Genomic DNA, 23,576 nt, shown 5'->3' with positions numbered 1-23,576 from the left:
GATTCTCCGGGACGCGAATTCCCGGGACACGACTTTCGGAGAGACCACCTCCGGAGCGAGGACTGCCGGAGAACGGTGAACCACCGCACGCACATGGAGAGTGCCATGAACCTGCCTCACCTGCCCGGCCGTCCGCCCGCCACCCGGCTGCCCCGGAGGTCCGGCCGACTCCGGCGCGGCGTTCCTGCCCTGCTACTCACCGCGGTGCTCGCGGCCACCGCCGGCTGCTCCTCGTCCGCCGAGGCCGACGGTCTCCGTACGCCGTGCGGACTCGTCATCGACGGATCGGGCTCCGGAGACGCCGACGGCAAGGGTTTCGACGCCAAGGCGAAACTCGAGTCCACGCTGGTCCCCTTCCTGACCGGACGGCACTGCGGCACGATCGCGTTCGTGCCGGTCACCCGCTCGTCGCAGACCTCCTCCTGCCGGGTCGGCGACATCGATCTCGACCCGCCGGGGGACGCGACCTCCGACCACGAGAGCATGCGCAGGACCGCGCGGGTCCTGGCGCTCAAGGGCGCGGTCGCCATGCTGAAGTGCGCCCGTACCCAGGGGGGTTCCGATGTGCTCGGAGCCCTGGCCCGGATCGGCGACGCCATGCCGTCCCACCGAGGGACGCCAAGTCTGCTGGTGGTGAGCGACTTCGAGCAGGCCGACCCCGAATTCACGCTCAGGACAGGTGAGATCACCACCGAGAAGAGCCGTGGACAAGTGGTCGAGAAGTTGCTCGACGAGCGGGGCGTACCGGGAATCGCGGGGATGAACGTCTACCCCGTCGGCTACGGCATGCGGCACGACGCCAGACCGAGTGAGTACCAGTCGTTCGACGCGTTCTGGTCCGAGATCCTGAGCGGAAGGGCGAAGGCGCATGTCCACGACGACTACCGGAAGTGACTCCGAGGAGCCGCGCCGGCTGCGGTCCCGGATCGCGGGCCCGCTGCGTGCTCGTGCGACCCGTCGGGGTGCGGAACGGCGGGCCCCGGAACCGACGGGTTCCGTACGCCTTCCGATGGTCATGACGGACGGGCAGCAGCGGCGCCTGCTCAGGACGGCCCGGCGGCACGGCGCGAAGGAGGCCGCGGGCAGGGGGGTGCCCGTCGTGCCCGGCCGGACCGCCCGGCCGGGTGTGTTCGATCCCTGGGTGCTCAACAGCAAGGGCCGGGCGCCCTACTTCGCCGAACTCGCCGCCGTACGCGACATGCTCCAGGGCCGGTTGACGGAGCAGGCGGCCGAGGTGGAGAAGGCGGCTTCGGTGGAGGACTCGCGGGCCAAGTCGGAGGTCGACGCCGCGGAGACGGAGCTCCGGCTGCGGGATGACCTGGTGCGGGAGGCCGATGAGCAGGTCCGGGCTTCCTGGAGCCAGCTGAACCGGCTCGCGGCCCGGGCGGTGCGGTGGGAACTGTTCCGCGACAGGGTCCGGGAACAGGTCGAGGTCAGCTGGCTCCAGGCGCGGTTCCGCGACTCCGCCCCCGCGGACGACGAAGACGAGGCGCGACATCCGGACGGGGCACCACCCGGGGCCGGTCCCGGCGCGAACCCCGTGCCTGAGGACGAGCGCGAACCGGCGCCCGACGAGGGTTTCGCCGAGGAGGGCTGGCAGTCGCTCGATCCCGAGGGCCATACGGCCGGCACCCAGCCGTCCACGGCCCCGCCCCACGTACGGGGGACGGGGCCGGAGCGGCAGCTCGTGGGCGGAGTGGTGCCGCCGCCCGACCCGGGCTGGGAGGGCATGCCCGCTCGCCCGGGGATGCCCTCGTGGATGACGTGGGGCGTGCTCCTCGCCATCGCGGCGGTCGAGATACCGATCTACTGGATCGCCTACCAGCCCTTCCACGGCACGGGCAGCACGGGCAGCGACTTCCTCTCCGGCACGCTGGCGATCTCCACCGCCGTACTGATGGTGCTCCTGCCGCACCTGGCCGGACGCACCCTGCGGGGCCGCCAGGCAACGGGCTCCGTCAAGGCCGCCGCCCTTCCGGCCCTGGCCCTGCTGGGGGTCTGGGGATTCGCCGGGTGGGCCCTGGGCGACCTGCGGGCCAGGCTGGTGCTCCAGCATCCCGACCCCGTCGACGTCCCCTCGGACCTCGGTGACTTCAGTGGCGCGGAGGACCTCACGGCGCAGACGCTGGCGGACCGTCTCCACCTGTTGCCCCAGACCATCACCTGGATGTTCGTATCCCTGCTCTTCCTGTCCGGAGGCATCGGTTTTCTGCTGGGACTGCTCAGGGAACACCCCTTCCTGGACGCGTACCGTGCGGCGCTGGAGCGCCGGTCCGACAGGGTCAGGCAGCGGGAGGAGGCACGGGCGGCCGTCGACCATGCGCGCTCGCTCGCCGAGACGGCACAGGACCGTGCCGAACAGCGCTGGCAGGCGGTGGAAGCCCGCAGCCGGGCGTTGGACAGCCTGTACGAGGCGGCGGCCAACGCCTTTCTGGATGGGCTGATGGCCCGGTCGCGCGATCCTGCGGTGACCGAAGCGGCGATGAGGCACTCAGCCAGATGGCCGCTCCTCCCGCCCCGGCCCGAGCCCCCGGCCCGCCGGGGCGCGTGACCCAGCGGGCCGCGCCACCGGGCGGGAACGCTCCGGGCCGTGCGCCATTCGAGTTGCCGCGCGGCGCGAGCAGGTGTGCTCTGGAGGGGGACAGAGGGGGCGACGGAAGGAGCTTCCCGTCATGGCCGCACATGCTTCTGTGCAGGCACGCGGAGTGCGAGCGCGTGACCGGCACCCCTCCACCACCAGCTGGGCGCTGCCCGTCACGCTCGGGGTGGTCCTCGGCTGGTACGCGACGTCCATCGTCCGGGGCGGTGGTGTGCTCACCGGCGGGCAGCTCGCCCTCGGCCTGATCTCCGGCGCCGTTCTCGCCGTCCTCTGCTTCGGACTGGGCCGGGTACAGAAGCGGCTGCCGGTCGAGCTGGCGGCGGCGGCCTACGGAATCCTCTTCGGCGGCTCGGTCGGCTTCCTCTACAGCCTGTCCGGCAAGAGCGTCCTCGCGGCCTCCGTGCTGGGGCTGCTGACCGGTGCGGCCATGCTGGCGGCCTCGTTCTACGCCTTCTACACCCGCCGGAACTGAGGGCCCGACGCCACCTCCCTCCTTCAGCCATCCTTGACCTTCTCCGCGGGGGAAGGCCAAGGATCGGCGTGCCGGGCGAGCACCGCCCGGTATGAGGAGGCACGAGGTGACGGATCAGTGGCACGGGCGGCGGCCCGAAGCGGCGCTGATGACGATCGGGGCGTTCGCCCGGCTCTCCCGGCTGTCCGCCAAGGCGCTGCGCCGCTACGACGAGCTGGGCCTGCTGGAGCCCGTCCTGGTCGACCCGGTCAACGGCTACCGGTACTACGACCCGGCGCAGGCGCGGACGGCCCGGCTGGTGGCCTGGCTCCGCCGGATCGGCATGCCGCTCGCCCGGATCACAGAGGTGATCGCGCTGGACGACGGCGCGGCCGCCGCGGCGATCCGGACGTACTGGGCGCGGGTCGAGGCCGAGACGGCGGCCCGGCGCGATCTCGCGGCCTTCCTCATCGACCAGCTGTCGACGGAGGAAGCCATGACTCAGGTGGGAACGCTCGGAATCCGGTACGCGGCACGCACGGAGACCGGTGCGGTGCGGGAGACCAACCAGGACGCGGCGTACGCCGGTGCCCGGCTGCTCGCCGTCGCCGACGGGTTCGGCGCGGGCGGTGCGCGGGCGAGCACGGCGGCGATCGAGGCCCTGAAACCGGTGGCGCGGGGCGCGGTACCGGCCGCGGAGCTGCTGAACCTCCTGCACGACGCGGCGGAGCAGGCCGCGCGGGCGGTGCGGGACGCGGTGGCGGGCAGCGACGGAAGCGGAACGCCCGACGAGTCGGGGACCACGCTGACCGCGCTGATGTGGACGGGCGCGCAGCTGGGGCTCGTCCACATCGGGGACTCGCGGGCGTATCTGCTGCGCGACGGCGAGCTGTTCCGGATCACGCACGACCACAGCCTGGTCCAGTCGATGATCGACGACGGCTCGCTCACCGAGGAGGAGGCCGCCTCGCACCCGCAGCGGGCGCTGCTGCTCAAGGTGCTGGGCGGCGGCGGACCGGCCGGCTCCGGACCCGATCTGGACGTGCGGGACGCCCGCCCCGATGACCGCTATCTGCTCTGCTCCGACGGGCTCTCGGCGGTCGTGACCGGTACGGAACTGGCCCGGGTGCTCGCCGGGGCGGACGGCCCCGGCACGGCGGTGCGCGAACTGCTCGCGCTGGCCGCCGCTGCGGGCGCCCCCGACAACGTGGCGTGCGCGGTGGCGGACGTGGTGGCGCTGTGACGGCAGCGGGCGGGGCGGCAGAGGCGTGATGCGATGACTGCGCTGTGACGGTACGGGGCGGGCCCGCGCGGTCGTGATGACCGTGCGGGCCCGCCCCGTACTCCGTAACCGCGCCGATGTCCGGCGTCAGCTACGGACCACCGTCACCGGGCACGCCGCGTGCTGGGTGACGTGGAGGCTGACCGAGCCGAGCAGGGTGGCCTTGAAGCCGCTGTATCCGCGTGCGCCGACCACCAGCAGGTTCGCGCCCTCGGCCCGGTCCAGCAGGGACTGCGCCGGGTTGCCGATCACCACGACCTTGCTGATCGCGGCGGCCCCCACGGCGCCGAGTGCCTCCTCCAGCGCCTCGGTGAGCGAGACGGTGGCCATGGCCTGCGGATCGAAGTCCTCCGGCAGGCCCGGCATCATGGACGCCCAGCTGGTGGCGGGGTACTCCCAGCTGTTGACGGCCTCGACCGTGTCCCCGGTCAGCTCCGCCTGGCGTACGGCCCAGTGCAGTGCCTTGATCGACGACTCGGAGCCGTCAACGCCCACCACGATCCTGCCCATCTCTGCCTCCAGCTCGGTTCGGCTCGGTTGCATGGGGGTGCGCCGTGCGGATTCCGCATGGCGCGTCCTCCCGCCCAACTGTAGTCAAACCGGACGAAACCACAGCGCCCGGGTCGGTCAGGCCCGCCCGAGACCGGCGAGCTGCTGCTCGAACGGGACCACCTCGTCGTCCACGCCGAGGGTCCTGGACGCCCCGGAGACGGCCCGGCCGCCGGTGATCGCGCTCGCCAGCTCGCCGCCCGCGCGCCGGATCCGGGCCGGCAGGCCGTCGGCGTACTCGTCGCCAGAAGAGCCCCAGTCCTCCGACGCCGCGTACACCGACGTCGGCAGCGTGACGGCCCGCAGGTAGGCGAAGAGCGGGCGCATGGCGTGCTCCAGCACCAGCGAGTGCCGGGCGGTGCCGCCGGTCGCGGCGACGACGACGGGCTTCCCGGTCAGCGCGGTGTTCTCGACCAGGTCGAAGAACGACTTGAAGAGCCCGCTGTAGGAGGCGGTGAAGACCGGGCTGACGGCGATCAGCCCGTCCGAGCCCGTCACCGCGCCGATCGCTTCCTCCAGCGCGGCCGAGGGGAACCCGGTCACCAGGTGGTTGGCGATCTCGACGGCCAGGTCACGCAGCTCGATCACCCGGACCTCGACCGGGCGGTCCTGCTCGGCCTCCAGCCGCTCCCGGGCGGCCCCGGCCAGCCGCTCGGCCAGCAGCCGGGTCGAGGACGGGCTGCTCAGCCCGGCCGAGACGGCGACGATCCTCAGTGGTTCGGTGGCGAACACGGTGTCAGCTCTCCTTCGCGGTGGCAGGGGCGGTGGCAGAGGCGGTGGCGGCGACGACGGCCGGGTGCAGGGGCGCGGACTCGGGGACCCCGGCAGGCCGCAGGGCGGCGAACTCCTTGCGCAGCACCGGTACGACCTCCTCGCCGAGGATGTCGAGCTGCTCCAGGACGGTCTTCAGCGGCAGCCCCGCGTGGTCCATCAGGAACAACTGGCGCTGGTAGTCACCGACGGTGTCCCGGAAGGACAGCGTCCGCTCGATGACCTCCTGCGGGGAGCCGACGGTCAGCGGCGTCTGCTGGGTGAAGTCCTCCATCGAGGGGCCGTGCCCGTAGACCGGCGCGTTGTCGAAGTACGGGCGGAACTCCCGTACCGCGTCCTGCGAGTTCTTCCGCATGAACACCTGGCCGCCGAGTCCGACGATGGCCTGCTCCGCGGTGCCGTGCCCGTAGTGGGCGTAGCGCTGCCGGTAGAGGTTCACCATCTTCGCGGTGTGCTCGATGGGCCAGAAGATGTTGTTGTGGAAGAAGCCGTCGCCGTAGTACGCGGCCTGCTCCGCGATCTCCGGGGAGCGGATCGAGCCGTGCCAGACGAACGGCGGCACGCCGTCCAGCGGGCGCGGGGTCGCGGTGAAGGACTGCAGGGGCGTACGGAACTTCCCCTCCCAGTCGACGACGTCCTCGCGCCACAGCTTGTGCAGCAGGGCGTAGTTCTCGACGGCGAGCGGCATGCCCTGGCGGATGTCCTTGCCGAACCAGGGGTAGACCGGCCCGGTGTTCCCACGGCCCATCATCAGGTCGACGCGGCCGTCGGCGAGGTGCTGGAGCGTGGCGTAGTCCTCGGCGATCTTCACCGGGTCGTTGGTGGTGATCAGCGTCGTGGACGTGGACAGGATCAGGTTCTCGGTGCGGGCGGCGATGTAGCCGAGGGTGGTCGTGGGGGAGGACGGGACGAACGGCGGGTTGTGGTGCTCGCCGGTCGCGAAGACGTCGAGGCCGACCTCCTCCACCTTCCGCGCGATGGCGACGGTGGCCTTGATCCGCTCGTGCTCGCTCGGTGTCCGGCCGGTCGTCGGGTCGGTGGTGACGTCCCCGACGGTGAAGATCCCGAACTGCATGGCGCCCGCCTCCAAGATTGTTGAACATTGAACTATGTGAACACACCCTACAACGGAGTGCCCCACCTCCCTATTCCACGGGACCCTCCGGTGCGGGGTCTGAGTACGCTGAACGGGTACGGAGGCCGCCCGGAGCCCCGGACCGACGGGAGCGGACATGAGCGGAACCGGCCGCGCGGACGACGACGCGCCGCGTCCCGAGCGGACGGAAGAGCGCGACTACGGCGGCGGCAGCGAGGCCTGGAAGGAACGCGGCGTCGCGCTGCGCGTCTTCATCTACATCTTCGCCACGCATCTGTTCGCGGGCTTCGTCTGGATCCTCTTCTACGTGGGCGAGCACGCCGAGAAGTGAGCGTCCGGGAGGATCAGGACCGGCTTCCGGTGCTTGCGGTGCCTTCGGCGTGCGGGCTCCGCCCGCCGAGCAGGTGCTCCCGGCCCCAGGCCCCGAGCGGGGCCAGCGCCGCGTTCAGGGACGTGCCGAGCGGGGTGAGGCCGTACGTGACGCGGCGCACCGCTCCCTCGAAGGCCTCCTCGCGGAAGACGATGCCCGCCGTCTCCAGCTCCCGAAGATGCGAGGCGAGGACCTTCTCCGTGACGCCGGGAAGCGCGCGCCGCAGCTCACCGAACCGGCAGGGTTCGACATCCAGCGCCCACAGGATGAGCACCTTCCACTTGCCGCCGACCACGTCGATCGCCGCGTCGATGCCGCACACGTAGCCGTCTCGCCGGGTCACCCGCTGAGTTTAAGGTAACCACCCACAAAATAGTGCGTACTTGATCGCGTTCCGGGCGGATACGAGCCTGGGGGGCATGGACCACGACACATCTTCCCGAGCTCCTGTCACCCTCCTCGGCCTCGGTGACATGGGCACCGCCCTCGCCCACGCCTGGCTGGCCGCCGGGCACCCGCTGACCGTCTGGAACCGCACCCCGGCCAAGGCCGCCGCACTGACCCGCGAGGGCGCCCGCACGGCGGCCACCCCGGCCGCGGCGATCGCCCCGGCCACCGGCCCCGTGGTGCTCTGCCTGCTGGACGACACCTCCGTGGCCGAGGTCCTGGACGGCGTCGACCTCGGCGGCAAGGACATCGTCAACCTGACCACGAGCACCCCGGAACAGGCCCGGGAACTGGCCCGCCGGACCGAGGGGCGCGGGGCCCGCTTCCTGGACGGCGGGATCATGGCCGTACCCCCGATGATCGGCCGCCCGGAGGCCGGCGGCTACGTCTTCTACAGCGGCGACCACGCGCTGTTCGAGCGCCACCGCGCAACGCTGGAGGCCCCCGCCGGGGCGAAGTTCACCGGCAGCGACCCGGGCCACGCCGCCCTGCACGATGTCGCCCTGCTCAGCGCGATGACCGGCATGTTCGCCGGCATCGCGCACGCCTTCGCCCTGGTGGCCGGCGAGAAGGACCTCGACCGGACCGCGTTCGCCGCCCTGCTCACGGACTGGCTGCGCGCCATGGCCGGCTCCGCGCCGACGATGGCCGCCCAGTTGGAGAGCGGCGACTACACGGAAGGAGTCGTCTCCAACCTCGCCATGATGGCGGCCGGCAACGACACCCTCCTGGGCACGGCGGCGGACCAGTCGGTCGACCCCCTGCTCCTCACCCCTTACATGGACCTGATGCGGCGGCGGGTGGCCCAGGGCCACGGCGACGAGGGCCTGGCGGGGACGGTCGGGCTGCTCCGGAGCGCGTGAAGGGGACTGATTCCGTGTCACTCGTGCGGGCGATAGCCGGATGGAGACTTTCGAAGTAGTTTCAAAGTCATGAGCAATCAGAGTGCTGCTGTGAACTTCTCCGAGTTGGTGAACAAGAACAAGCAGACCCTTGCCCGACTGGACGAGTCACCGCAGCTGCTGCTGCACCGCAGGGACGGCGAGGATCTGGTCCTCACCACGGCGGTGCGGGCCGAACAGGACCGGAGGGTGGTGTCGGCCGCCACGCGCATGCTCGCCGCCATGGCCCGACGGGAGCCCGGCAGCATGGAGCTGCTTCTGGACATACTGCCGGACGCGTTCCCCTGGGTCCGGTTCCTGCCCGAACCCGACGTCCACGCGTTCGCCGTCGAACTGGTCGACACCATGCGCGCCGCCGATTCGATCGGCAACAGCGCTTCAGTCGCCCAGATGCTCACCGCATGGCAGCACAGCGCCGAGGTCCACTCCGACCCCGAACTGCTGGCCGCGCTGACCAGGGACCAGGAGGCGGACTTCGGGCCGGTGCCCGACCCGCGAGAGCTCGCATGAGCGTGGGTCGCGGGGACCGGGCAGCGCCTCCCGCGCCGGAAGGGCAGTGGGAAGTCCGGTTCGCCGATGCGGCGGCGGCCAAGGGCTGGGAGAGCCTGGGCCGGCAGGCCCGCAGCAACACATACCGCGCCTGGATCACCATACGTACGGACCCGAGGCCGACAGCCGAGGTGCCCCGGCATCACAGGCTGAAGGGCAGCCTGGCACACGGAACCCACCGGGGGCAGACCTGCGAACAGTGGCAGATCGAGGTGACCGGGGGTGGACGCGTCTGGTACCTCTTGGACACCGCCGCCGACACCTGCTGGATCACCTTCGCGAGCACAGGGCACCCACGGGCCACGGACCGGTCGTGAGTCCGACAGGAGGGTGCCGGACCGCGCCCGGGGTGGCGCGAAGTGCCGTGACGCGGGCGTCATGGCGCGTTACCATCGCGCCATGACCTCCGTACCGTGCCGGAACTGGTGGCGCTCCTTCTAGGAGCGGCCACCTCTTCTGCGCGGGACCAGGGCCGTTCGATACGGACGGCCCTTTTTCTGTGCCCTCTTCCGGTACGGGCTTCCCGCCCGGGGGGCCGTCCTCCACGCACACACCGACGCGAGGAGAGACCACTCATGACCACGACCATCACGACCACGCCCGCGACCGACGCCGACGCCGCACCGGACATCGCGCTGGAGGAGCGGATCCGGCGGTACCCGGAGAGATTCCGGGTCCTGACCGGTGACCGGCCCACAGGGGCGCTCCACCTCGGGCACTACTTCGGCACGCTCCACAACCGGGTGCGGCTCCAGGACCTCGGGGTGGAGACGTTCATCGTCATTCCGGACTACCAGGTGCTGACCGACCGGGACGTGGCCGAGCGGCTCACCGCCACGATGGAGGGGCTGCTGCTGGACTACCTGGCCGTCGGCATCGACCCGGAACGCTCGGTGATCTTCAACCACAGCGCCGTACCCGCGCTCAACCAGCTGATGCTGCCGTTCCTGAGCCTGGTCTCGGTCGCGGAGCTGGGCCGCAACCCCACGGTCAAGGACGAGATCGCGCACTCCCGGCAGGACTCCGTCAGCGGCCTGATGTTCACCTACCCGGTCCATCAGGCGGCCGACATCCTGTTCTGCAAGGGCAATCTGGTGCCGGTCGGCAAGGACCAGCTGCCCCACCTCGAAGTTGCCCGGACCGTCGCCAGGCGGTTCGACGAGCGGTACGGGCCCGTCTTCCCGGAACCCGAGGCGCTGCTCTCCGCCGTTCCGCAACTGCTCGGCACCGACGGCACCAAGATGAGCAAGAGCCGCGCCAACTCCATCGCGCTCGGCGCCGGCACGGACGAGACGGCCCGGCTGATCAAGGGCGCCACCACGGACGCGGACCGGCACATCACCTACGACCCCGAGCGGCGGCCCGGCGTGTCCGGCCTGGTGCTGCTGGCCGCCCTCTGCCTCGACCGCGATCCGCACACCGTGGCCGAGGAGATCGGCGGCGGGGGCGCGGCCGCCCTGAAGCGGACGGTGACCGACGCGGTCAACACCCGGCTGGCACCGATGCGCGCCCGACGGGCCGAGTACGCACGGGACATGGGGTACGTACGGTCCGTGCTGCGGACCGGCAACGAGCGCGCCAACACCATCGCCGACGCGACCCTGACACAGGTGCGGGAGGCGATGGGGGCCTCGGCCGGGACGCGGATCGCGGTGTGAGCCATGAGTGCCGTCGGCCGGGGTGGCCCGGGACCCGGACCACCCCGACCGACGGCGTCAGGCGGGCTGCGGGGCGGGCGTCGCCGGGGCGGGCGCGACCTCGCGGGTCTCGTGCAGCACCAGCAGTCCGGTGACCACCATCAGCGTCGCGGTCAGGCAGTGGACGCCGAACGCGGTGGCCACGGAGCCGTGGTGGGCCAGCACGGTGGTCATGTCGCCGTACGCGGCGAGCGCCTCCACCAGCAGCACCCAGCCCAGCGCCCGGCGGTGGCCCGTCAGCAGCAGGATGCCCAGGACCAGGGCCAGGACGATGTCGCGGCTTCCCTTGACGATCAGGAAGCCGCCGCCGTCACCGGACGGCCAGCTCGGCAGGCCGAACGTCGGCGCCGTCGTCTCCGGGCTCAGGACGAACTCCAGCCCGAACCAGAGAATGAAGAGGACGAAGGCGGCGACCAGGACGGTGTTGATCTTCTTCAGCGGCACTTTCCTTCTCCTTGCGAGTCACATGGGCTTGGTGACGGCCCCGGCGCGGGCCGCCCCTGTTCCCGGCCACGGCTGCCGTGTCAGACGTCGATCTGCTCGAAGATGTGCGGGTACGCCACGACGTCGTCGGGGAACTCGGCCGCCATGCGCTGGAATTCCGGGCTGCCGAACGCCGTGGCGAGCGCCTCCGTCGACTCCCAGACCGCGACGTTCATCAGCAGTCGGCTGTCCCCTGTCCCCCGGTGCATCCGCAGGGAGACGAAGCCCGGCTGAGTCATCATGAACTCCGCCTGCCTCCTGAAGAGGGGCAGGAACGCCTCCGCGCTCTCCTTCGGGACCAGAAAGGTGTTGGCCAGGACGATGGGCCCGGTCTTCTCCTTGAACTGCGCGAACATCGGCGTCTGCGGGTCGAGACTCTGCAGGTTGAACATCTTCTGCGCTTCCCTTCACCATTGGTGGGTGAGTACTCACTCACCCCTGCTCCTCATAGAGTGAGTGAGCACTCACCCACCTGTCAAGGGTGAGGGAAGACTGCACGGGTCGCGGGCGGCGGTGAGGGTTCCCGGCGGGCCCCTCGGGGAAGGGCCTCGACGTCAGCGGTTCGTCAACGAGCTCCGCCTGCGCAGCAGTTCGGCAAGGCCGCGGCGGGTGGCGGCGATGACCACCCGGTCGGTGGGCTGGAGTACGTAACCGGGGTGCAGGTTCCACACCAGGCCGCCGGGCTGCTGCTCCGCGCCGGTACCGGTGCCGGCGCCCGGTGCCTGCGGGGGCGGGACGGGCGCCGCCAGGTCCGGGCGGCGGTCGGCGGGCGGGGCGACGTCCAGGGCGAGGACCCGCCACGCGCCGGACCGGAACGCCTGCTCCACCGTCCGGCCCTCCAGCTGCGGGTGCCCGGCCACCTCGACCGCGGCGAACAGCATCACCTTCCGCTCGACCGGCACCGCGCCCAGGATCTGCCGGCCCATCATGGCGACCGCGAAAGACGGCGCGGCCAGATGGGAGACCGAGCGGGAGCGGGTCAGCGCCTGCGGGTGGGCCGTGCGCAGGGTGCGGTAGACGGCGGTGGCGAACTCGTCGTCGAACAGGCGCAGCGTCACCCGCAGGTCCGGCTTGACCGAGCGGGCGTACAGCGCGGCCTCCAGGTTGGTGGTGTCGATGCTGGTCAGGGCGAGCAGCGCGCGGGAACGCCGGATCTTCGCCGCCTCCAGTACGCCCTCCTGCGTGACGTCCCCGATGACCACCGGCACGTGCAGCCGCCGGGCCACCGGGATGCCCCGCGCGTCCGGGTCGTCCTCCACGCAGACCACCGGGATGCCCAGTTCGCGGAGCTGGACCAGGACGCGGGTGCCGATCTTGCCGAGGCCCAGCAGCACCACGTGCCCGGACAGGCCGCGCGGCGGGCGGCGCAGCGAGGAGGCGGTGCGGAGCGAACCGAAGGCCTCCAGCACCCCGGCCACCAACAGCGGCAGCAGCATCAACCCGGCGACACCGGACAGGATTTGAATGATCTGGCGGGCCGTGGGGTCACCGATGGCCGGGTCACCCATCGCGAACAGGTCGAGCAGGGTCAGGTACACCGCGTGCAGCGGCTTGTCCCCGGTGGTGAACGTGGACGCCACCGCGAGCCCGAGGACGGCCGTGCCGACCCCCAGCGCGGACCAGCGCAGCCGGCGCGAGAAGAACTGGCTCAGCGGTGCGCTCCTGCCCCCCATCCGCGGCGTCCGCGCGTCCGCGCCGTTGCGGCTGACCGCCTCCAGGACGATGGTGCCGCGCCCGGTCGCCGCGGCCACCTCGGTCTGGTCGGGCAGCAGCCGGGGGCCCTCGTCGCCGCTGCTGTCGGAGCCCTCCGTGCCCGCCGGGTCGTGGGTGGTGGAGGAGAGCAGGGCCAGGGTGCACAGTCCCGGGTCCGCGACCTGGCCGTCCCGGGGCGGGGTGCGTTCGGCGGCCCGGAGCAGCAGGCCCTCCGCCCGGATCACCTTGCTGGATCCGGAGAGCGCGGTCGCCGCGAGGGCGGGGGCGGCGGTGTCCGCGTCGGACAGGACGGTGGTGGAGGCGTCCAGCGCGGTGGGGTCGAGCCCAGGAGAGGCGACGGCGGCCGCCTGGTCGAGCAGGGCCTCCAGGTGCTGGCCGAGCTTGCGGTTGTAGAGCCGGATCACCAGCCGGACGCGGGGGTTGAGCCGGCGGGCGGTCAGCGCGGCGCGGATGTTGCGCTCGTCGTCGTCGTAGACCAGGGCGAGCGCGGCGGCCGTGTCGACACCGGCCTCCTCCAGCGCCTCGTCGGACGGCTCGTGCGCCTGGAGGATGCGCACCGCCTCCACCCCGGCGTTGGTGTCACTGTCGCCGTTCCCGGAGCCGTTTCCGGAGCCGTTCCCGGAGCCGCTGTCGGCGCCGTTCCCGCCGTTGCGGCTCATCGCCGACGACATCCGGCCGAACAGGGCCGCCGCCCGCCCGCGCCCGGTCAGCGCCACCTCCGGCCGCCTCGGATCGGGCCCCGGCGGCAGGACGAGGGTGACCCGCTCCCCGTAGACGTAGCGCAGTTCCACGGCGAGCCGCTGGGCGAGCGCGTCGTCCCCGCAGACGACCATGTGGCCGGAGAACGGGGAGCGTTGGGGCTGCTGCGGTAGTGGGGTCACATGACCCAGCATGCCTGTTCCCTTCCGGAGGCCCCAGGGCCTGTCCGCGTGATCGCCGCTGTTACCCGTCCCCGAGTGTCCCGGACGGTGGCCGGGCGAGGAGTTGGCGGGGATCGGCCGCCCGGCTGATCGCCGTCTCCACCGCCGCGATCCGGTCCGCGAGCAGCCCGAGCGCCGCCACCGCACGGGTCACGGGGTCGCCGTCCGGGCCGCCGAGCGCCTGGGTGCGGACGTAACCGGCGGTGATCGCGGACCAGCGGGCGGCCCGCTCCGGACCGAGCGTGCCGCGCAGCGCCGCGAGCTTCAGCAGAGCGGCCTCCGCGCCCGTGGTGAGCGTCTGGGCCTCGCCCGCGTAGTGGTCGTCGATGACGTCGGACAGTTCGGCGTCGTTCATCACGGGCACGATCCGCTCCGCGATCCGGTTCATGTTGCGGTACGAGCCCTGAAGCCGGAACGGCGGCTCCGTGCGCGTCGCGTCCGTCTGTGCCGCCGAGGCGATGTAGGCGGCGTTGACCGCGAGAACGGTGTCCCGGGCGGTGAGCAGATGGCGCAGCACGGCCACGACGCGCTCCACCTCGGCGGGCGCGTACGGGTGCTGCAACCGGTTCGCGGCGGCGGCGGGTTCCGTACCGGCGGCGAGCCGCAGCAGCAGCGCCAGGTCCTCGCGGGAGCGTCCGGCGAGCGGGGCCAGTACCGGGTTCGCGGTCAGCGCGTTCTCCACGAAGCTCAGCGCGAAAACGTCCTCCCGGCCGCTCAGCACCTCGCCGAGGTTCCACACGTCGGCCCGGTTGGCGAGCATGTCGGGAATCCGGAACTGCTCCCCGGACTCGGTGTACGGGTTGCCCGCCATGCACACCGCGAACCGCTTGCCCCGCAGGTCGTAGCTGCGCGGCTCGCCGTCCCGCACCCCCTCGATCCGGCGGGTGGCGTCGCAGAGCGGGATGAACTTCTGGAGCAGTTCCGGTGAGGTGTGCTGGATGTCGTCGAGGTAGAGCAGGGTGTTGTTGCCCGCCTCCAGCGCGAAGTTGATCTTCTCGATCTCCTGGCGCGCGGTCGCGCTCCGCGCCTGCGCGGGGTCCAGCGACGTCACGTCGTGGCCCAGGTTCGGTCCGCTGATCTTCACCAGGACCATGCCGAGCCGGTCTGCCACGTACTCCATCAGCGTCGTCTTGCCGTAGCCGGGCGGCGACACGAGCAGCAGCAGTCCCTGCGAATCCGTGCGCCGGTCGGCGTCCGCCGTGCCGAGCTGCTTGGCGAGGCTGTCCCCGATCAGCGGCAGGTACACCTCGTCGAGCAGCCGGTTGCGGACGAACGCGGACATCACGCGCGGCCGGTGGTCGTCCAGCCGCAGCCGGGCCCGCTCGGCCGAGGCCAGCGCGGTGCGCCGGCGCTGGTAGGCGCGGAAGCCGGGGACGGTGACCTCGCGGAACTCGTCGGTCCGGCAGAGGAGTTCGTCGATCCGGACCGGAAGCCTGCCCCGGTCGATGCGCGGGTGGACGCCGAGGAGCCCCTCCACGGTCGCGGTGAGCGGGGCCTCGCCCTCGTACCGGCGGACGGCCGGTTCCGGGCACAGCTCCACGGCGACGGCCTCCGCGAGGTCGCCCGCGTCCAGCTCCGCGCCGCTCGCGCGGGAGTAGGAGGCGAGCCAGCCCTCGACGAGCTGGCGGCGGGCGGGCAGATCGTCCCCGAGCGCCGCGAGGTCCTCGTCGTACGCCGAAGTGCCGGTCGTGCGGCGGAACTTGTCCAGGAAGGTGCGGACCGAGGCGCTGGTCACGAACCCCTCCGGGCCGCTCGTCAGCTCCTCGAAGAGGTACCCGGCGACGGCTCGCGCGCCCTCGCCCCCGATGGCGTCGGCCCATTCCTCCTGGAGCGCGGCGACGGCCGGGGCGAGCCCGAAGGTGTCGCGGGCGCGGGCCAGCGAACGGGCCCGCAGCGTCCAGGAGGTCCGCCGGGCCTCGTCCGTACCGTGCGCCCAGAACAGCTGGGCGGCGGCCCGGACGGCGGGCGGGCAGCGCAGCAGCCCGGCCCCGGCGCGCAGCCGCAGCAGCACGGTCAGGATCGCGGTGGCGTCCTCGTCGTGGACACCGCGCTGATACCCCTCGTCGTACGCGTCGGCTGCTGACTCCCTTACGAGGGAGCCTAGTTCGGCCGCATCCAACGAGGTCAGCCGGTCCGCTCCGTGCTCGGCGAGCAGCCGGGCGGCCAGGTGCTCGCCCCGGTAGACGGACGGGGACTCGGAGGGCAGCTGCTGGTCCCAGTACGGGCGCGTCGCACCGAAGTCCGGGTCCGTCACCGGCATCCGGTAGTCCGTACCGGTGACGGCGAACGCGAGCCCGTCGCCCTGGGGGACCAGCGTCAGATCGAACGGCTGGGTGTTCACCGCGAACCGGTGCCGGCCCAGCCGGATGGTGGCCCCGCCGTCCGCGTACAGCTCGCTGCGGTCGCGCAGCGCCCGTCCTGCCTCCTGGCGGGCCGCGAGCAGCTGCCCGTCCAGCTCCTCCGCCCGTACCGCGTCACCGAGTTCGCGCAGTTCGGCGGCGGTGCGGCGGACCTTGGCGACCATCGGGTCGGAGGCGAAGTAGGTGTGGACGGCGTCCACGTCCGGCAGTGCGGCGCTGCGCCGGGAGACGGTGTCCAGCACCCGGGCGGCGGACTGGGCGAGGCGTTCGGTACGGCGGGCGAGGGCGTCCTGAAGGGTCTGCCTGCGGGCGGAGAACGCCTCGTACACCTCCGTCCGCCGCTCGCCCAGCGCGGTCAGGAAGTCGTCGAACTCGGTGAACCGCGCCTCCAGGTTCTCCAGCTGGAGCAGCAGCCGCGCGAGCTGCTCGTCGCAGGCCTCCGGCGTGGCGGCGGCGGCCAGCGCGCCCGTCACCGCCTGTCCCAGCAGGGCGAACTCGGCGGCGAACTCGGCCCGGCCCTCGTGGTCCAGGAGCTCGCGGCGGCGGGCGTCCAGGACGGCACGGACCCGGTTCACCCCGCCGAGCACCTCCGCGATCCGCTCCAGGATCGAGGTGCGGACCACGCCGTCACCGATGTCCAGCCCGGCGACGACGTCCGTGACGGTGCTCAGCCCGTCCGTCATCCCCGTCAGCCGGTCACCGAGCGCGGCGGCGTCGCTCACGGTGGCGAGCGCCGACGCCTCCTCGGTGAGGCGGGCGATGTCCGCGTGGTAGCCGGCGAACGCGTCGTCCCTGGCCAGGAACGCGACCGCGCGCCGCCCTGCGGAGGCGAGGTCGTCCGCGGTGGCGGCGGTGAGCTCCGCGATCCGCTCGGTGTCCGCGTACCGCATCTCGCCCAGGGTGGCCAGATGGCCGTGCGCGCCCCGGAGTTCGGTGAGCCGGGCCACCCAGTCGGCGGCGGACTGCGGGGCTTCGCCGCGTACCCGGCGCACCAGCGCGCTGATCCGCTCCGCGCCCGCGTCGAGCGCCTCTGCGGCCTGCCGGGTGAGTTCCTGGACGCCCTCGAACTCCGAGAGGACCTGCTGCGCGGTGTCGCGAAGCGCGGTCAACGGCTCGGCCAGATCGCCGAGTTCGGTGTCGCCCAGCCAGTGGTAGCGGTCGGTCGCGCGGGTGCAGTCGGCCACCAGCCGCGCGTAGACCGCGCTGGTCGGGGTGGTCCCGTCCGCGCTGTGCGCGAGCGCGAGGCAGTCGGAGATGCCACGCACCAGGTCGGCGTTGCCGATCCGGGCCAGCGGGCCGGTGCCGGCGGGGCGGGAGGCGGCGTAGGTGTCGGAGACGTACGGCGTCTGCCAGCGCTGCAGGGGGTGGACCCGCGCCGGTCCGGCGTCCGGGCCCTCCACCGGGTCCCGCAGGAGGACGAGCGTCCCGTCGTCGAGCAGGGCGTGGCCCCGGCCCTGGAGCGGGGTGGCGACCTCCTGGCGGATCACGTTGTACGGGAGCAGCAGGCTGCGGCAGTCGTCCCCGTCCCCGGAGCGGAACGCGTAGAGCACGTCCTCTCCGTTGGGGGAGCGGACGGCCCCCTCAAAGACCGGCTCGCTGAGCGGTCGCGCGATGTCGAAGGTCTTGGCGGCGCCCGTGGTCAGGTAGAAGCCGCCGGGGAAGATGATCCCCTGGTCCTCCGGGAGCCGGTGGCAGGCCGGGCCGATGCCGTCCAGCCGCCGCACCGTGCCGAGGAGCGCGTTGAACACGAGGTGGCGGGCGGCCTCCTCCTTGTACGGGCGGACGCGGAGCAGGACCAGCGGGCCCAGCTCGGCGTACTCGACCTCGGCGTCCGCGAGCGACTGCAGCGGCTCGGTGACCGGCTCCTGATAGATCCCGTCCGGGGTGTCCGTGTCGTTGTCTGTCTTGACGGTGAGGTGGCCGCCGAGGGTGGAGACGAACAGCCGCGCGTCGCCGCCGTCGCCCGTCCCCCCGATCGCGATGTGCGGGTGCGGGCCCGGGATGTGGGCCTCGCGCCCGGCCACGGTCCAGGTGAAGTCGTGCGACGGCGGGAACACGTGGTCGCGCTCGCCCCTGGCGTCCAGGAACGCGCCGGGCGAGCCGTCCGCGTCGAGCGCCCAGCGCAGGACCCGGATGTCCTTCGCGCTCTCGCCGGTCCGGAACACCGCGAGGAGCCGCCCGTCGGTACGGCGCAGCCGCAGCAGCCGGGCGTCGCGGTAGTAGCGGTGCAGCCCGTCGAACTCGCGGACGAACGCCTCGTCGGTGAGGAGCGGGTCCGTGCCGGGGGCCAGCTCGGCGTCGTACAGCGCGAGTACGTCGTCGACGGCGGGCTCGTCGCGCCGGCCCGGACCGCGTTGGAAGCCGAAGAGCAGGTGGCCGCCGAGTGCGACGAGGTCGCGGGGGGTGGCGGGCTGCTCGGTACGGATCTGCTCGTCGCCGCCGAGCAGTCGCAGGGCGGTGGAGCCGAACTCCTCGGTACGGCGGGAGTTGAGCGCCTCGGCCCTGCGGGTCAGCTCGGTGGCCTGTGCGGCGAGCCGCCTCCGCAGCACGTCGTAGGCCCCGGCCTCCACGGGGCCGCCCGGGGGCGGCGGGGTTCCGGTGTCCATGCGGTGCGGCTCCTTACGGGGTGGGCGAATGTACGGCGCCGGGGGCGGCGGGCTTTGTCCTCAATCGCCGGACGGGCTTGATCTGGTGGGCGTTTCGCTGTGCCCGTGCGGGTGGACCGTGGCTGCGGTCCGTCCTCAATCGCCGGACGGGCTTGATCTGGTGGGCGTCTCACTGTGCCTGTGCGGGTGGGCCGTGGCTGCGGTCCGTCCTCAATCGCCGGACGGGCTCGGTTTCGCACGCTGTTGCCGGGCTTGGGGTCCGGCAACCCCCAGCCCGTCCGGCGATTGAGGACACGGCGTTGCTCGGGGGTGGGATGCCGGAGCGGGCGAGCCCGAGATCAAGCCCGTCCGGCGATTGAGGACACCGGGTCCGGCTACGAGACCGGCGTACCGTTGCGCGTGGGCGCGACCCCGTTCAGCGGCAGGTCCGCGAGGCCCAGCGCGCGGGCGTGCTCCAGCAGCTCGCGGACCTGGTCCGCACCCACGCCTCCCGCCCCCGGCGCCGCCATCATCCGCATCAGCAGCGCCGACACCGTCAGGTTCTGCACATCACCCGACGACACGGAGCCCAGCACCTTCGTCAGGTCGTCCGTGAACGACGACGTGCCGTTCAGCCACGGCCCGGCAAGCGCCTTCGCCGTGTCCGAGTTCCCGACGAAGCCGTCGAGGCTCTTGCCCATGGAGATGGACGAGACCAGCCGGTCGAAGAAGACCGACTCCCCGCCGACGATGTCGATGTCCGCGTTCTCCAGCCCGGCCGACACGATCGTCGCCTGCGCCTCGGCGACCTGCCGCTGCACATCGAGCCCGGCGAGCCGGATCTCCTTCTCCGCCTCAAGACGCAGCCGGTACTCCTCGTGCCCGCGCGACGCGTCGTCCAGGGCGGCCATCGCGGCCGCCTTGTCGGTGAGCCCCGCCGCCTCGGCCTTCAGCTTCTCGCCGATCATCGCCGCGTCCGCCGTCGCCTGGGCCTGCGTACCCTCCGCTTCGGCCAGCGCCTTGAGCCGCGCGCCCTCCGCCTCTGCCCTGAGCCGGGCGGACGTCGCCTCGGCCTCGGCACGCCCGGTCTTCTCGATGACCTCGGCCGCCGCGTCCCGCACCTGCACGTCCGCGAGACCGGGTGCCGCCGACTCCGCCTGGACACCCTCGGCCAGCCGCAGCTTCGCGCGGGCGTCCAGATCGGCCGTCTTCAGCCGGGCCTCCGCGAGCGTGAGCTGCTCGGCCGCCCGGTGAGTGGCCGAAGCCTCGGCGGCCTCCGCCGCCTTGATGTCCTTGACCAGCAGCTCCTGCGCCTCCGCCTCCGCGGCGATGATCACCGACTTGCGGGTGCGCTCGGACTCCTCGACGGACCGCAGCGTCTTGATGGACTCCTCCTGCTCGGCGACCGTACGGTCCACCGCGATCCGCTCCCGGATCACGTCCGCGACCTCGCGGCGCTCGGCCTCGACCTCCTTCGTCGCGGCGATCCGGTTCAGCTCGGTCTGCCGCTCGCGCCCGATGACCTCGATCATCCGGTCCTTCTCGATGCGCTCGTTCTCCACCGCGATGACGCGCTCGCGGTTCTTCTGCGCGACCGCGATCTCCCGCGCCTGGTTCTCCCGCTGGATGCCGAGCTGCTCCTCGGTCTTGATGAACGCGCCCTGCGCGCCGAGGCGTTCCTCCTCCTGGACCCGGGCGGTCACCGCCTCCTCGCGGGCCCGCAGCGTCTCGACCTCGCGGCGCTGCTTGATCTCGGCCTCGGCCTGGCGGCGCTCCAGCTCCAGGATGGTCTCCCGGGCGTCCACGTCCTGCCGGGTGATCTCCTTCTGCTCGGTGCGCTGGTACTCGTTGGTGCGTACGTGCTCGATCGCGGTCAGCTCGGTGATCTTCCGAATGCCCTGCGCGTCAAGGATGTTGGCGCCGTCCAGCTGCGTCATCGGCGTCTGCTCAAGGAAGTCGATCGCGGCGTCGTCCAGGTGGTAGCCGTTCAGATCGGTGCCGATGACCCGGATGATCCGGTCCCGGAACTCCTCGCGCTTGGTGTAGAGGTCGACGAAGTCCAGCTGCTTGCCGACGGTCTTGAGCGCCTCGGAGAACTTCGCGGCGAAGAACTCCTGGATCGCGACCTTGTCGCTGGCCCGTTCCGTCCCGATGGCCTGGGCGACCTTGATGACGTCCTCGACGGTCTTGTTGACCCGCACGAAGAACGTGATGTGGATGTCGGCGCGGATGTTGTCCTGGCAGATCAGGCCCTCGCGCCCGGTGCGCCGGATCTCGATGGTCTTCACCGAGATGTCCATCGATTCGGCCTTGTGCAGCACCGGCAGGACGACGGCACCGGTGAAGGTCACGTCGACCTTCTTGGTCTTGGAGATGATCAGGGCCTTGCCCTGCTCGACCTTGCGGAAGAGCCGGGTGACGATCAGCAGCAGGGCGATCGCGATGAGCAGGACCACGGCGATGAGCAGGCCGAGGCCCAAGGAGATGGCTTCCATGACAGTCCTTGGCGGCTGGTGGTACGGGAAATGAGAGGTATGGGGCGGTGGGGTGCGCGGCTCAGCACCCCGGCGAGCGGGTAGCGGCAGCACAGACGTACGGCGAAGACGTGCGGCGAAGACGTGCGGCGGACACGGGCACTGGACACGGCAGCGGAGACCGACCGTGCGGCGCGCGGTACGCGCATGCGGCAGACGCGGCAGGGCTCAGCCGGTGCGGCCGGGTGCGGTGCGCCGGTGCGCGGGCAGTGGCTGCGGCGGCCCCGGGTCGAGGGCCTTGTCGTACGGCGAGACCCAGAAGAACTCGCCCGCCTCGTCGTACGCGTACAGCAGCCCGGAACTCCCGGAGGTCAGCTCCGCGTCGGCCGGGCGCAACTGCCTGACCTGCACGATCGCGGTGGACCCGTCGGCCGAGGCGACCTCGGCCTGGCCGAAGTCCGGACCGACGGAACCGGTACGGACCGTGCACACCCGGCCCAGGAAGTCCTGGCGCGATGGCGGAGGCTGGTCAGGGAAGAAGCGGCGGAAGTGGTGCACCAGCACCCGCACCACGGCCCAGGCGATCAGCAGCGCGCCGGCCAGGATGCCGAGCGCGAGCGCGGCCCGGGGAGTACCGGTGACCGTGCTGCGGTGCAGCAGCACCGAACCGGTCAGCGAGGCGAACCAGGCGACGGTCACCATGACGGACACCGAGACGGTGACCGGCACACCGCCGACCCCGGCCAGATCGGCGTCGAGGTCCGCGTCGAACGAGTGGTGGTCGGCGGCCCCGGCCAGCACGAGCAGCCAGAAGGCGATGACGACGACGAGCGCGGCGGCGAAGAGAACGGCCGGGAAGGACAACGTCGCTGTCAGGAACTCACTCATGGTTCCACCCCCTGCCGTCCCGCCGACAGGACTTGCCGGCGTCTGCGCGCGGTCCGGCGATGACCGCGGTGCCGCGGTACCGCCGGAGCGGTACCGCAGCAGCCGGGTCGTCCCCCGTCCCCCGTAGCACCCCCGTGTTTCCCCCGTGGTCCCCCGGTTGGTGCTGACCGGATCGTGCCATCCGGTGACGGGCCGTCGCATTGCCGGAGTACGGCAATCTTTCTCCGTCCTCGATGCCGGGCACCGGCACCGGGCCGTACGCGTTGGGTAAATGTCAGCAACGAGCAGAACTGGAGGCGGGCCGTGCCTGAGCCGGAGATTCCCGACAGCTTTCTGGAGGGCTACGCCCGGATCCTGGGCGATGTGGCCGTCACCGGGCGGCGGCTCACCCGGGAGGAGCTGGAGATCCGCCGGTCCCTGGGCAGGCAGGCCGCGGAGGCGGGACACCAGCTGCGCGCCCTGGTCCGCATGCACCTGGCCGAGACCCGCACCGCCTGGCCGGGCGCCGCTCCCGGCGCCACGGCGGCGACCGTGGCGGCGGTCACGGAGTGCGTGCTGGCCGCGGCGGAACAGGCGGTCGACGCGTTCGCGGAGGGCTTCGAGCGGGCCCAGCGGCTCACCGTGCGGCGGGAGGAGGCGGCCCGCCGCGAGTTCATCGACGACCTGCTGTACGGGCGCAGCGACCTCGGCCGGCTCGCGGAGCGGGCCACGCGCTTCGGGCTGCGGCTCTCGCGCGCCCACGCGGTGGCGGTGGCGGCGGGCCCGGAGGCGTACACCGAGACGGATGCCGTGCCCCGGCAGGTGGAGTCGGCGCTGCTGGCCCGGTTCAGCGGCCGGAAGATCCTCATCACGACGAAGGACGGACGGCTGATATGCATCGCGCCGGGCAGCCAGCCCGACGTCCTGAGGTACTTCGCCAAGCAGGCGCACGCGGCGACGGACGGCGGCCGGGTCGCCGTCGGCCGCGCCCACCGGGGCCCCGGTGGCGTGGTCCAGTCGTACGACGAGGCGCTCGACGCCCTTGACCTGGCCGACCGGATGGACCTGGACGACCCGGTGCTGTACTCCGCCGATCTGCTGGTCTACCCGGTGCTGACCCGGGACAGACAGGCGATGTCCGACCTGGTGCGCAGCGAGCTGGGGCCGCTCCAGGAGGCCCGGGGCGGGGCGGAACCGCTGCTGAAGACGTTGTCCGTGTACTTCGAGTCGGGCTGCGTCGCCGCCGAGACGGCACGGCGGCTCGCGCTGAGCGTGCGCGCCCTCACCTACCGGCTGGAGCGCATCCACCAGCTGACCGGCTCCGACCCCTCCGACCCGATGCACCGCTACACCCTGCAGACGGCGGTGATCGGGGCCCGGCTGCTGGACTGGCCCGCGAAGGAGGTGTGAGCCCCTGCGGCCGCCTCCCTCCCGGCCGTGCCGGGCCCGGGGCAGGACGAC

General features: G+C 72.2%; 20 protein-coding genes. 10 read left to right on the top strand and 10 right to left on the bottom strand.

From position 1 onward, the window contains the following. The first annotated feature begins 105 nt into the window (after positions 1 to 105). The 4 genes from OG892_RS19155 to OG892_RS19140 all read left to right on the top strand — a co-directional run bounded on the left by OG892_RS19155 (position 106) and on the right by OG892_RS19140 (position 4,293). Positions 106 to 894: a hypothetical protein gene (locus OG892_RS19155; RefSeq protein WP_371629798.1), complete on the top strand. Its 789-nt coding sequence runs from the start codon at positions 106 to 108 to the stop codon at positions 892 to 894. Further along, on the top strand, positions 869 to 2,551 hold the full coding sequence (locus OG892_RS19150; RefSeq protein ID WP_371629797.1) for a hypothetical protein: 1,683 nt from the start codon (positions 869 to 871) through the stop codon (positions 2,549 to 2,551). The genes OG892_RS19155 and OG892_RS19150 overlap by 26 nt, the downstream gene beginning before the upstream one ends. A 121-nt stretch (positions 2,552 to 2,672) precedes the next feature. Then, positions 2,673 to 3,071, top strand: coding sequence for a hypothetical protein (locus OG892_RS19145; protein WP_073733378.1), 399 nt, complete (start codon positions 2,673 to 2,675; stop codon positions 3,069 to 3,071). A 91-nt stretch (positions 3,072 to 3,162) separates the two neighbouring features. Continuing rightward, the gene (locus tag OG892_RS19140) at positions 3,163 to 4,293 is read left to right on the top strand and encodes a MerR family transcriptional regulator (protein ID WP_371629796.1); all 1,131 of its coding nucleotides are present in this window, start codon (positions 3,163 to 3,165) and stop codon (positions 4,291 to 4,293) included. Positions 4,294 to 4,419: 126 nt separating this feature from the next. On the opposite strand, the gene OG892_RS19135 is transcribed toward OG892_RS19140, so the two are convergent. The 3 genes from OG892_RS19135 to OG892_RS19125 all read right to left on the bottom strand — a co-directional run bounded on the left by OG892_RS19135 (position 4,420) and on the right by OG892_RS19125 (position 6,727). Continuing rightward, the gene (locus OG892_RS19135; RefSeq protein ID WP_073733380.1) at positions 4,420 to 4,842 is read right to left on the bottom strand and encodes a universal stress protein; all 423 of its coding nucleotides are present in this window, start codon (positions 4,840 to 4,842) and stop codon (positions 4,420 to 4,422) included. Between the two features lie 117 nt (positions 4,843 to 4,959). Continuing rightward, entirely contained in the window at positions 4,960 to 5,613 is a 654-nt protein-coding gene (locus OG892_RS19130; protein WP_371629795.1) for an FMN reductase, read from the bottom strand. Between the two features lie 4 nt (positions 5,614 to 5,617). Further along, a complete protein-coding gene (locus tag OG892_RS19125; protein WP_371629794.1) occupies positions 5,618 to 6,727 on the bottom strand; it encodes an LLM class flavin-dependent oxidoreductase in 1,110 nt (369 codons plus the stop codon). 157 nt (positions 6,728 to 6,884) lie between these two features. Here OG892_RS19125 and OG892_RS19120 point away from each other — a divergent pair, with 157 nt between their 5' ends. Then, on the top strand, positions 6,885 to 7,079 hold the full coding sequence (locus tag OG892_RS19120) for a DUF6126 family protein (protein WP_073733382.1): 195 nt from the start codon (positions 6,885 to 6,887) through the stop codon (positions 7,077 to 7,079). A gap of 13 nt (positions 7,080 to 7,092) precedes the next feature. Here the strand turns inward: OG892_RS19120 and OG892_RS19115 are convergent, their stop codons facing one another. Further along, positions 7,093 to 7,461, bottom strand: a complete 369-nt coding sequence (locus OG892_RS19115; protein ID WP_073733383.1) for a helix-turn-helix domain-containing protein — start codon at positions 7,459 to 7,461, stop codon at positions 7,093 to 7,095. A 76-nt stretch (positions 7,462 to 7,537) separates the two neighbouring features. Here OG892_RS19115 and OG892_RS19110 point away from each other — a divergent pair, with 76 nt between their 5' ends. The 4 genes from OG892_RS19110 to trpS all read left to right on the top strand — a co-directional run bounded on the left by OG892_RS19110 (position 7,538) and on the right by trpS (position 10,674). Next, the gene (locus OG892_RS19110; protein WP_371629793.1) at positions 7,538 to 8,428 is read left to right on the top strand and encodes an NAD(P)-dependent oxidoreductase; all 891 of its coding nucleotides are present in this window, start codon (positions 7,538 to 7,540) and stop codon (positions 8,426 to 8,428) included. 69 nt (positions 8,429 to 8,497) lie between these two features. Next, positions 8,498 to 8,977 (top strand): hypothetical protein, encoded by a 480-nt coding sequence (locus tag OG892_RS19105; protein ID WP_371629792.1) that lies wholly within the window; start codon positions 8,498 to 8,500, stop codon positions 8,975 to 8,977. After that, the gene (locus OG892_RS19100) at positions 8,974 to 9,333 is read left to right on the top strand and encodes a hypothetical protein (RefSeq protein ID WP_371629791.1); all 360 of its coding nucleotides are present in this window, start codon (positions 8,974 to 8,976) and stop codon (positions 9,331 to 9,333) included. Before OG892_RS19105 ends, OG892_RS19100 begins: the two co-directional genes overlap by 4 nt. Positions 9,334 to 9,591: 258 nt before the next feature. Then, positions 9,592 to 10,674, top strand: a complete 1,083-nt coding sequence (trpS, locus tag OG892_RS19095; RefSeq protein WP_371629790.1) for a tryptophan--tRNA ligase — start codon at positions 9,592 to 9,594, stop codon at positions 10,672 to 10,674. 57 nt (positions 10,675 to 10,731) lie between these two features. Here the strand turns inward: trpS and OG892_RS19090 are convergent, their stop codons facing one another. From OG892_RS19090 to OG892_RS19065, 6 genes are all read right to left on the bottom strand, one after another. Beyond that, positions 10,732 to 11,157: a DUF4267 domain-containing protein gene (locus OG892_RS19090; RefSeq protein WP_371629789.1), complete on the bottom strand. Its 426-nt coding sequence runs from the start codon at positions 11,155 to 11,157 to the stop codon at positions 10,732 to 10,734. Positions 11,158 to 11,237: 80 nt separating this feature from the next. Next, the gene (locus OG892_RS19085; protein WP_073733387.1) at positions 11,238 to 11,588 is read right to left on the bottom strand and encodes an antibiotic biosynthesis monooxygenase; all 351 of its coding nucleotides are present in this window, start codon (positions 11,586 to 11,588) and stop codon (positions 11,238 to 11,240) included. A 162-nt stretch (positions 11,589 to 11,750) separates the two neighbouring features. Beyond that, positions 11,751 to 13,802, bottom strand: a complete 2,052-nt coding sequence (locus tag OG892_RS19080; RefSeq protein ID WP_371629788.1) for an NAD-binding protein — start codon at positions 13,800 to 13,802, stop codon at positions 11,751 to 11,753. Positions 13,803 to 13,851: 49 nt separating this feature from the next. After that, positions 13,852 to 18,795: a DNA repair ATPase gene (locus OG892_RS19075; RefSeq protein WP_371629787.1), complete on the bottom strand. Its 4,944-nt coding sequence runs from the start codon at positions 18,793 to 18,795 to the stop codon at positions 13,852 to 13,854. A gap of 374 nt (positions 18,796 to 19,169) precedes the next feature. Then, positions 19,170 to 21,269, bottom strand: coding sequence for a flotillin family protein (locus tag OG892_RS19070; protein ID WP_371629786.1), 2,100 nt, complete (start codon positions 21,267 to 21,269; stop codon positions 19,170 to 19,172). A 207-nt stretch (positions 21,270 to 21,476) separates the two neighbouring features. Continuing rightward, positions 21,477 to 22,136, bottom strand: a complete 660-nt coding sequence (locus OG892_RS19065) for a hypothetical protein (RefSeq protein ID WP_371629785.1) — start codon at positions 22,134 to 22,136, stop codon at positions 21,477 to 21,479. Positions 22,137 to 22,439: 303 nt separating this feature from the next. Between OG892_RS19065 and OG892_RS19060 the strand changes: the two genes are divergently transcribed. Further along, positions 22,440 to 23,525: a PucR family transcriptional regulator gene (locus OG892_RS19060; protein WP_371629784.1), complete on the top strand. Its 1,086-nt coding sequence runs from the start codon at positions 22,440 to 22,442 to the stop codon at positions 23,523 to 23,525. Positions 23,526 to 23,576 lie beyond the last annotated feature (51 nt).

This window comes from Streptomyces sp. NBC_00341 (genome assembly GCF_041435055.1).
Lineage (GTDB): Bacteria > Actinomycetota > Actinomycetes > Streptomycetales > Streptomycetaceae > Streptomyces.
Note: the sequence above shows the minus strand (reverse complement) of the source record. Positions and strands in the feature narration are given on the sequence as shown.

Excerpts from the sequence above, each read along its gene's own strand:
- OG892_RS19155 (WP_371629798.1), top strand. The coding sequence starts at position 106 with ATGAACCTGCCTCACCTGCCCGGCCGTCCGCCCGCCACCCGGCTGCCC.
- OG892_RS19150 (WP_371629797.1), top strand. The coding sequence starts at position 869 with ATGTCCACGACGACTACCGGAAGTGACTCCGAGGAGCCGCGCCGGCTG.
- OG892_RS19145 (WP_073733378.1), top strand. The coding sequence starts at position 2,673 with ATGGCCGCACATGCTTCTGTGCAGGCACGCGGAGTGCGAGCGCGTGAC.
- OG892_RS19140 (WP_371629796.1), top strand. The coding sequence starts at position 3,163 with ATGAGGAGGCACGAGGTGACGGATCAGTGGCACGGGCGGCGGCCCGAA.
- OG892_RS19135 (WP_073733380.1), bottom strand. The coding sequence starts at position 4,842 with ATGGGCAGGATCGTGGTGGGCGTTGACGGCTCCGAGTCGTCGATCAAG.
- OG892_RS19125 (WP_371629794.1), bottom strand. The coding sequence starts at position 6,727 with ATGCAGTTCGGGATCTTCACCGTCGGGGACGTCACCACCGACCCGACG.
- OG892_RS19120 (WP_073733382.1), top strand. The coding sequence starts at position 6,885 with ATGAGCGGAACCGGCCGCGCGGACGACGACGCGCCGCGTCCCGAGCGG.
- OG892_RS19110 (WP_371629793.1), top strand. The coding sequence starts at position 7,538 with ATGGACCACGACACATCTTCCCGAGCTCCTGTCACCCTCCTCGGCCTC.
- OG892_RS19105 (WP_371629792.1), top strand. The coding sequence starts at position 8,498 with ATGAGCAATCAGAGTGCTGCTGTGAACTTCTCCGAGTTGGTGAACAAG.
- OG892_RS19100 (WP_371629791.1), top strand. The coding sequence starts at position 8,974 with ATGAGCGTGGGTCGCGGGGACCGGGCAGCGCCTCCCGCGCCGGAAGGG.
- trpS (WP_371629790.1), top strand. The coding sequence starts at position 9,592 with ATGACCACGACCATCACGACCACGCCCGCGACCGACGCCGACGCCGCA.
- OG892_RS19085 (WP_073733387.1), bottom strand. The coding sequence starts at position 11,588 with ATGTTCAACCTGCAGAGTCTCGACCCGCAGACGCCGATGTTCGCGCAG.
- OG892_RS19080 (WP_371629788.1), bottom strand. The coding sequence starts at position 13,802 with ATGCTGGGTCATGTGACCCCACTACCGCAGCAGCCCCAACGCTCCCCG.
- OG892_RS19075 (WP_371629787.1), bottom strand. The coding sequence starts at position 18,795 with ATGGACACCGGAACCCCGCCGCCCCCGGGCGGCCCCGTGGAGGCCGGG.
- OG892_RS19070 (WP_371629786.1), bottom strand. The coding sequence starts at position 21,269 with ATGGAAGCCATCTCCTTGGGCCTCGGCCTGCTCATCGCCGTGGTCCTG.
- OG892_RS19065 (WP_371629785.1), bottom strand. The coding sequence starts at position 22,136 with ATGAGTGAGTTCCTGACAGCGACGTTGTCCTTCCCGGCCGTTCTCTTC.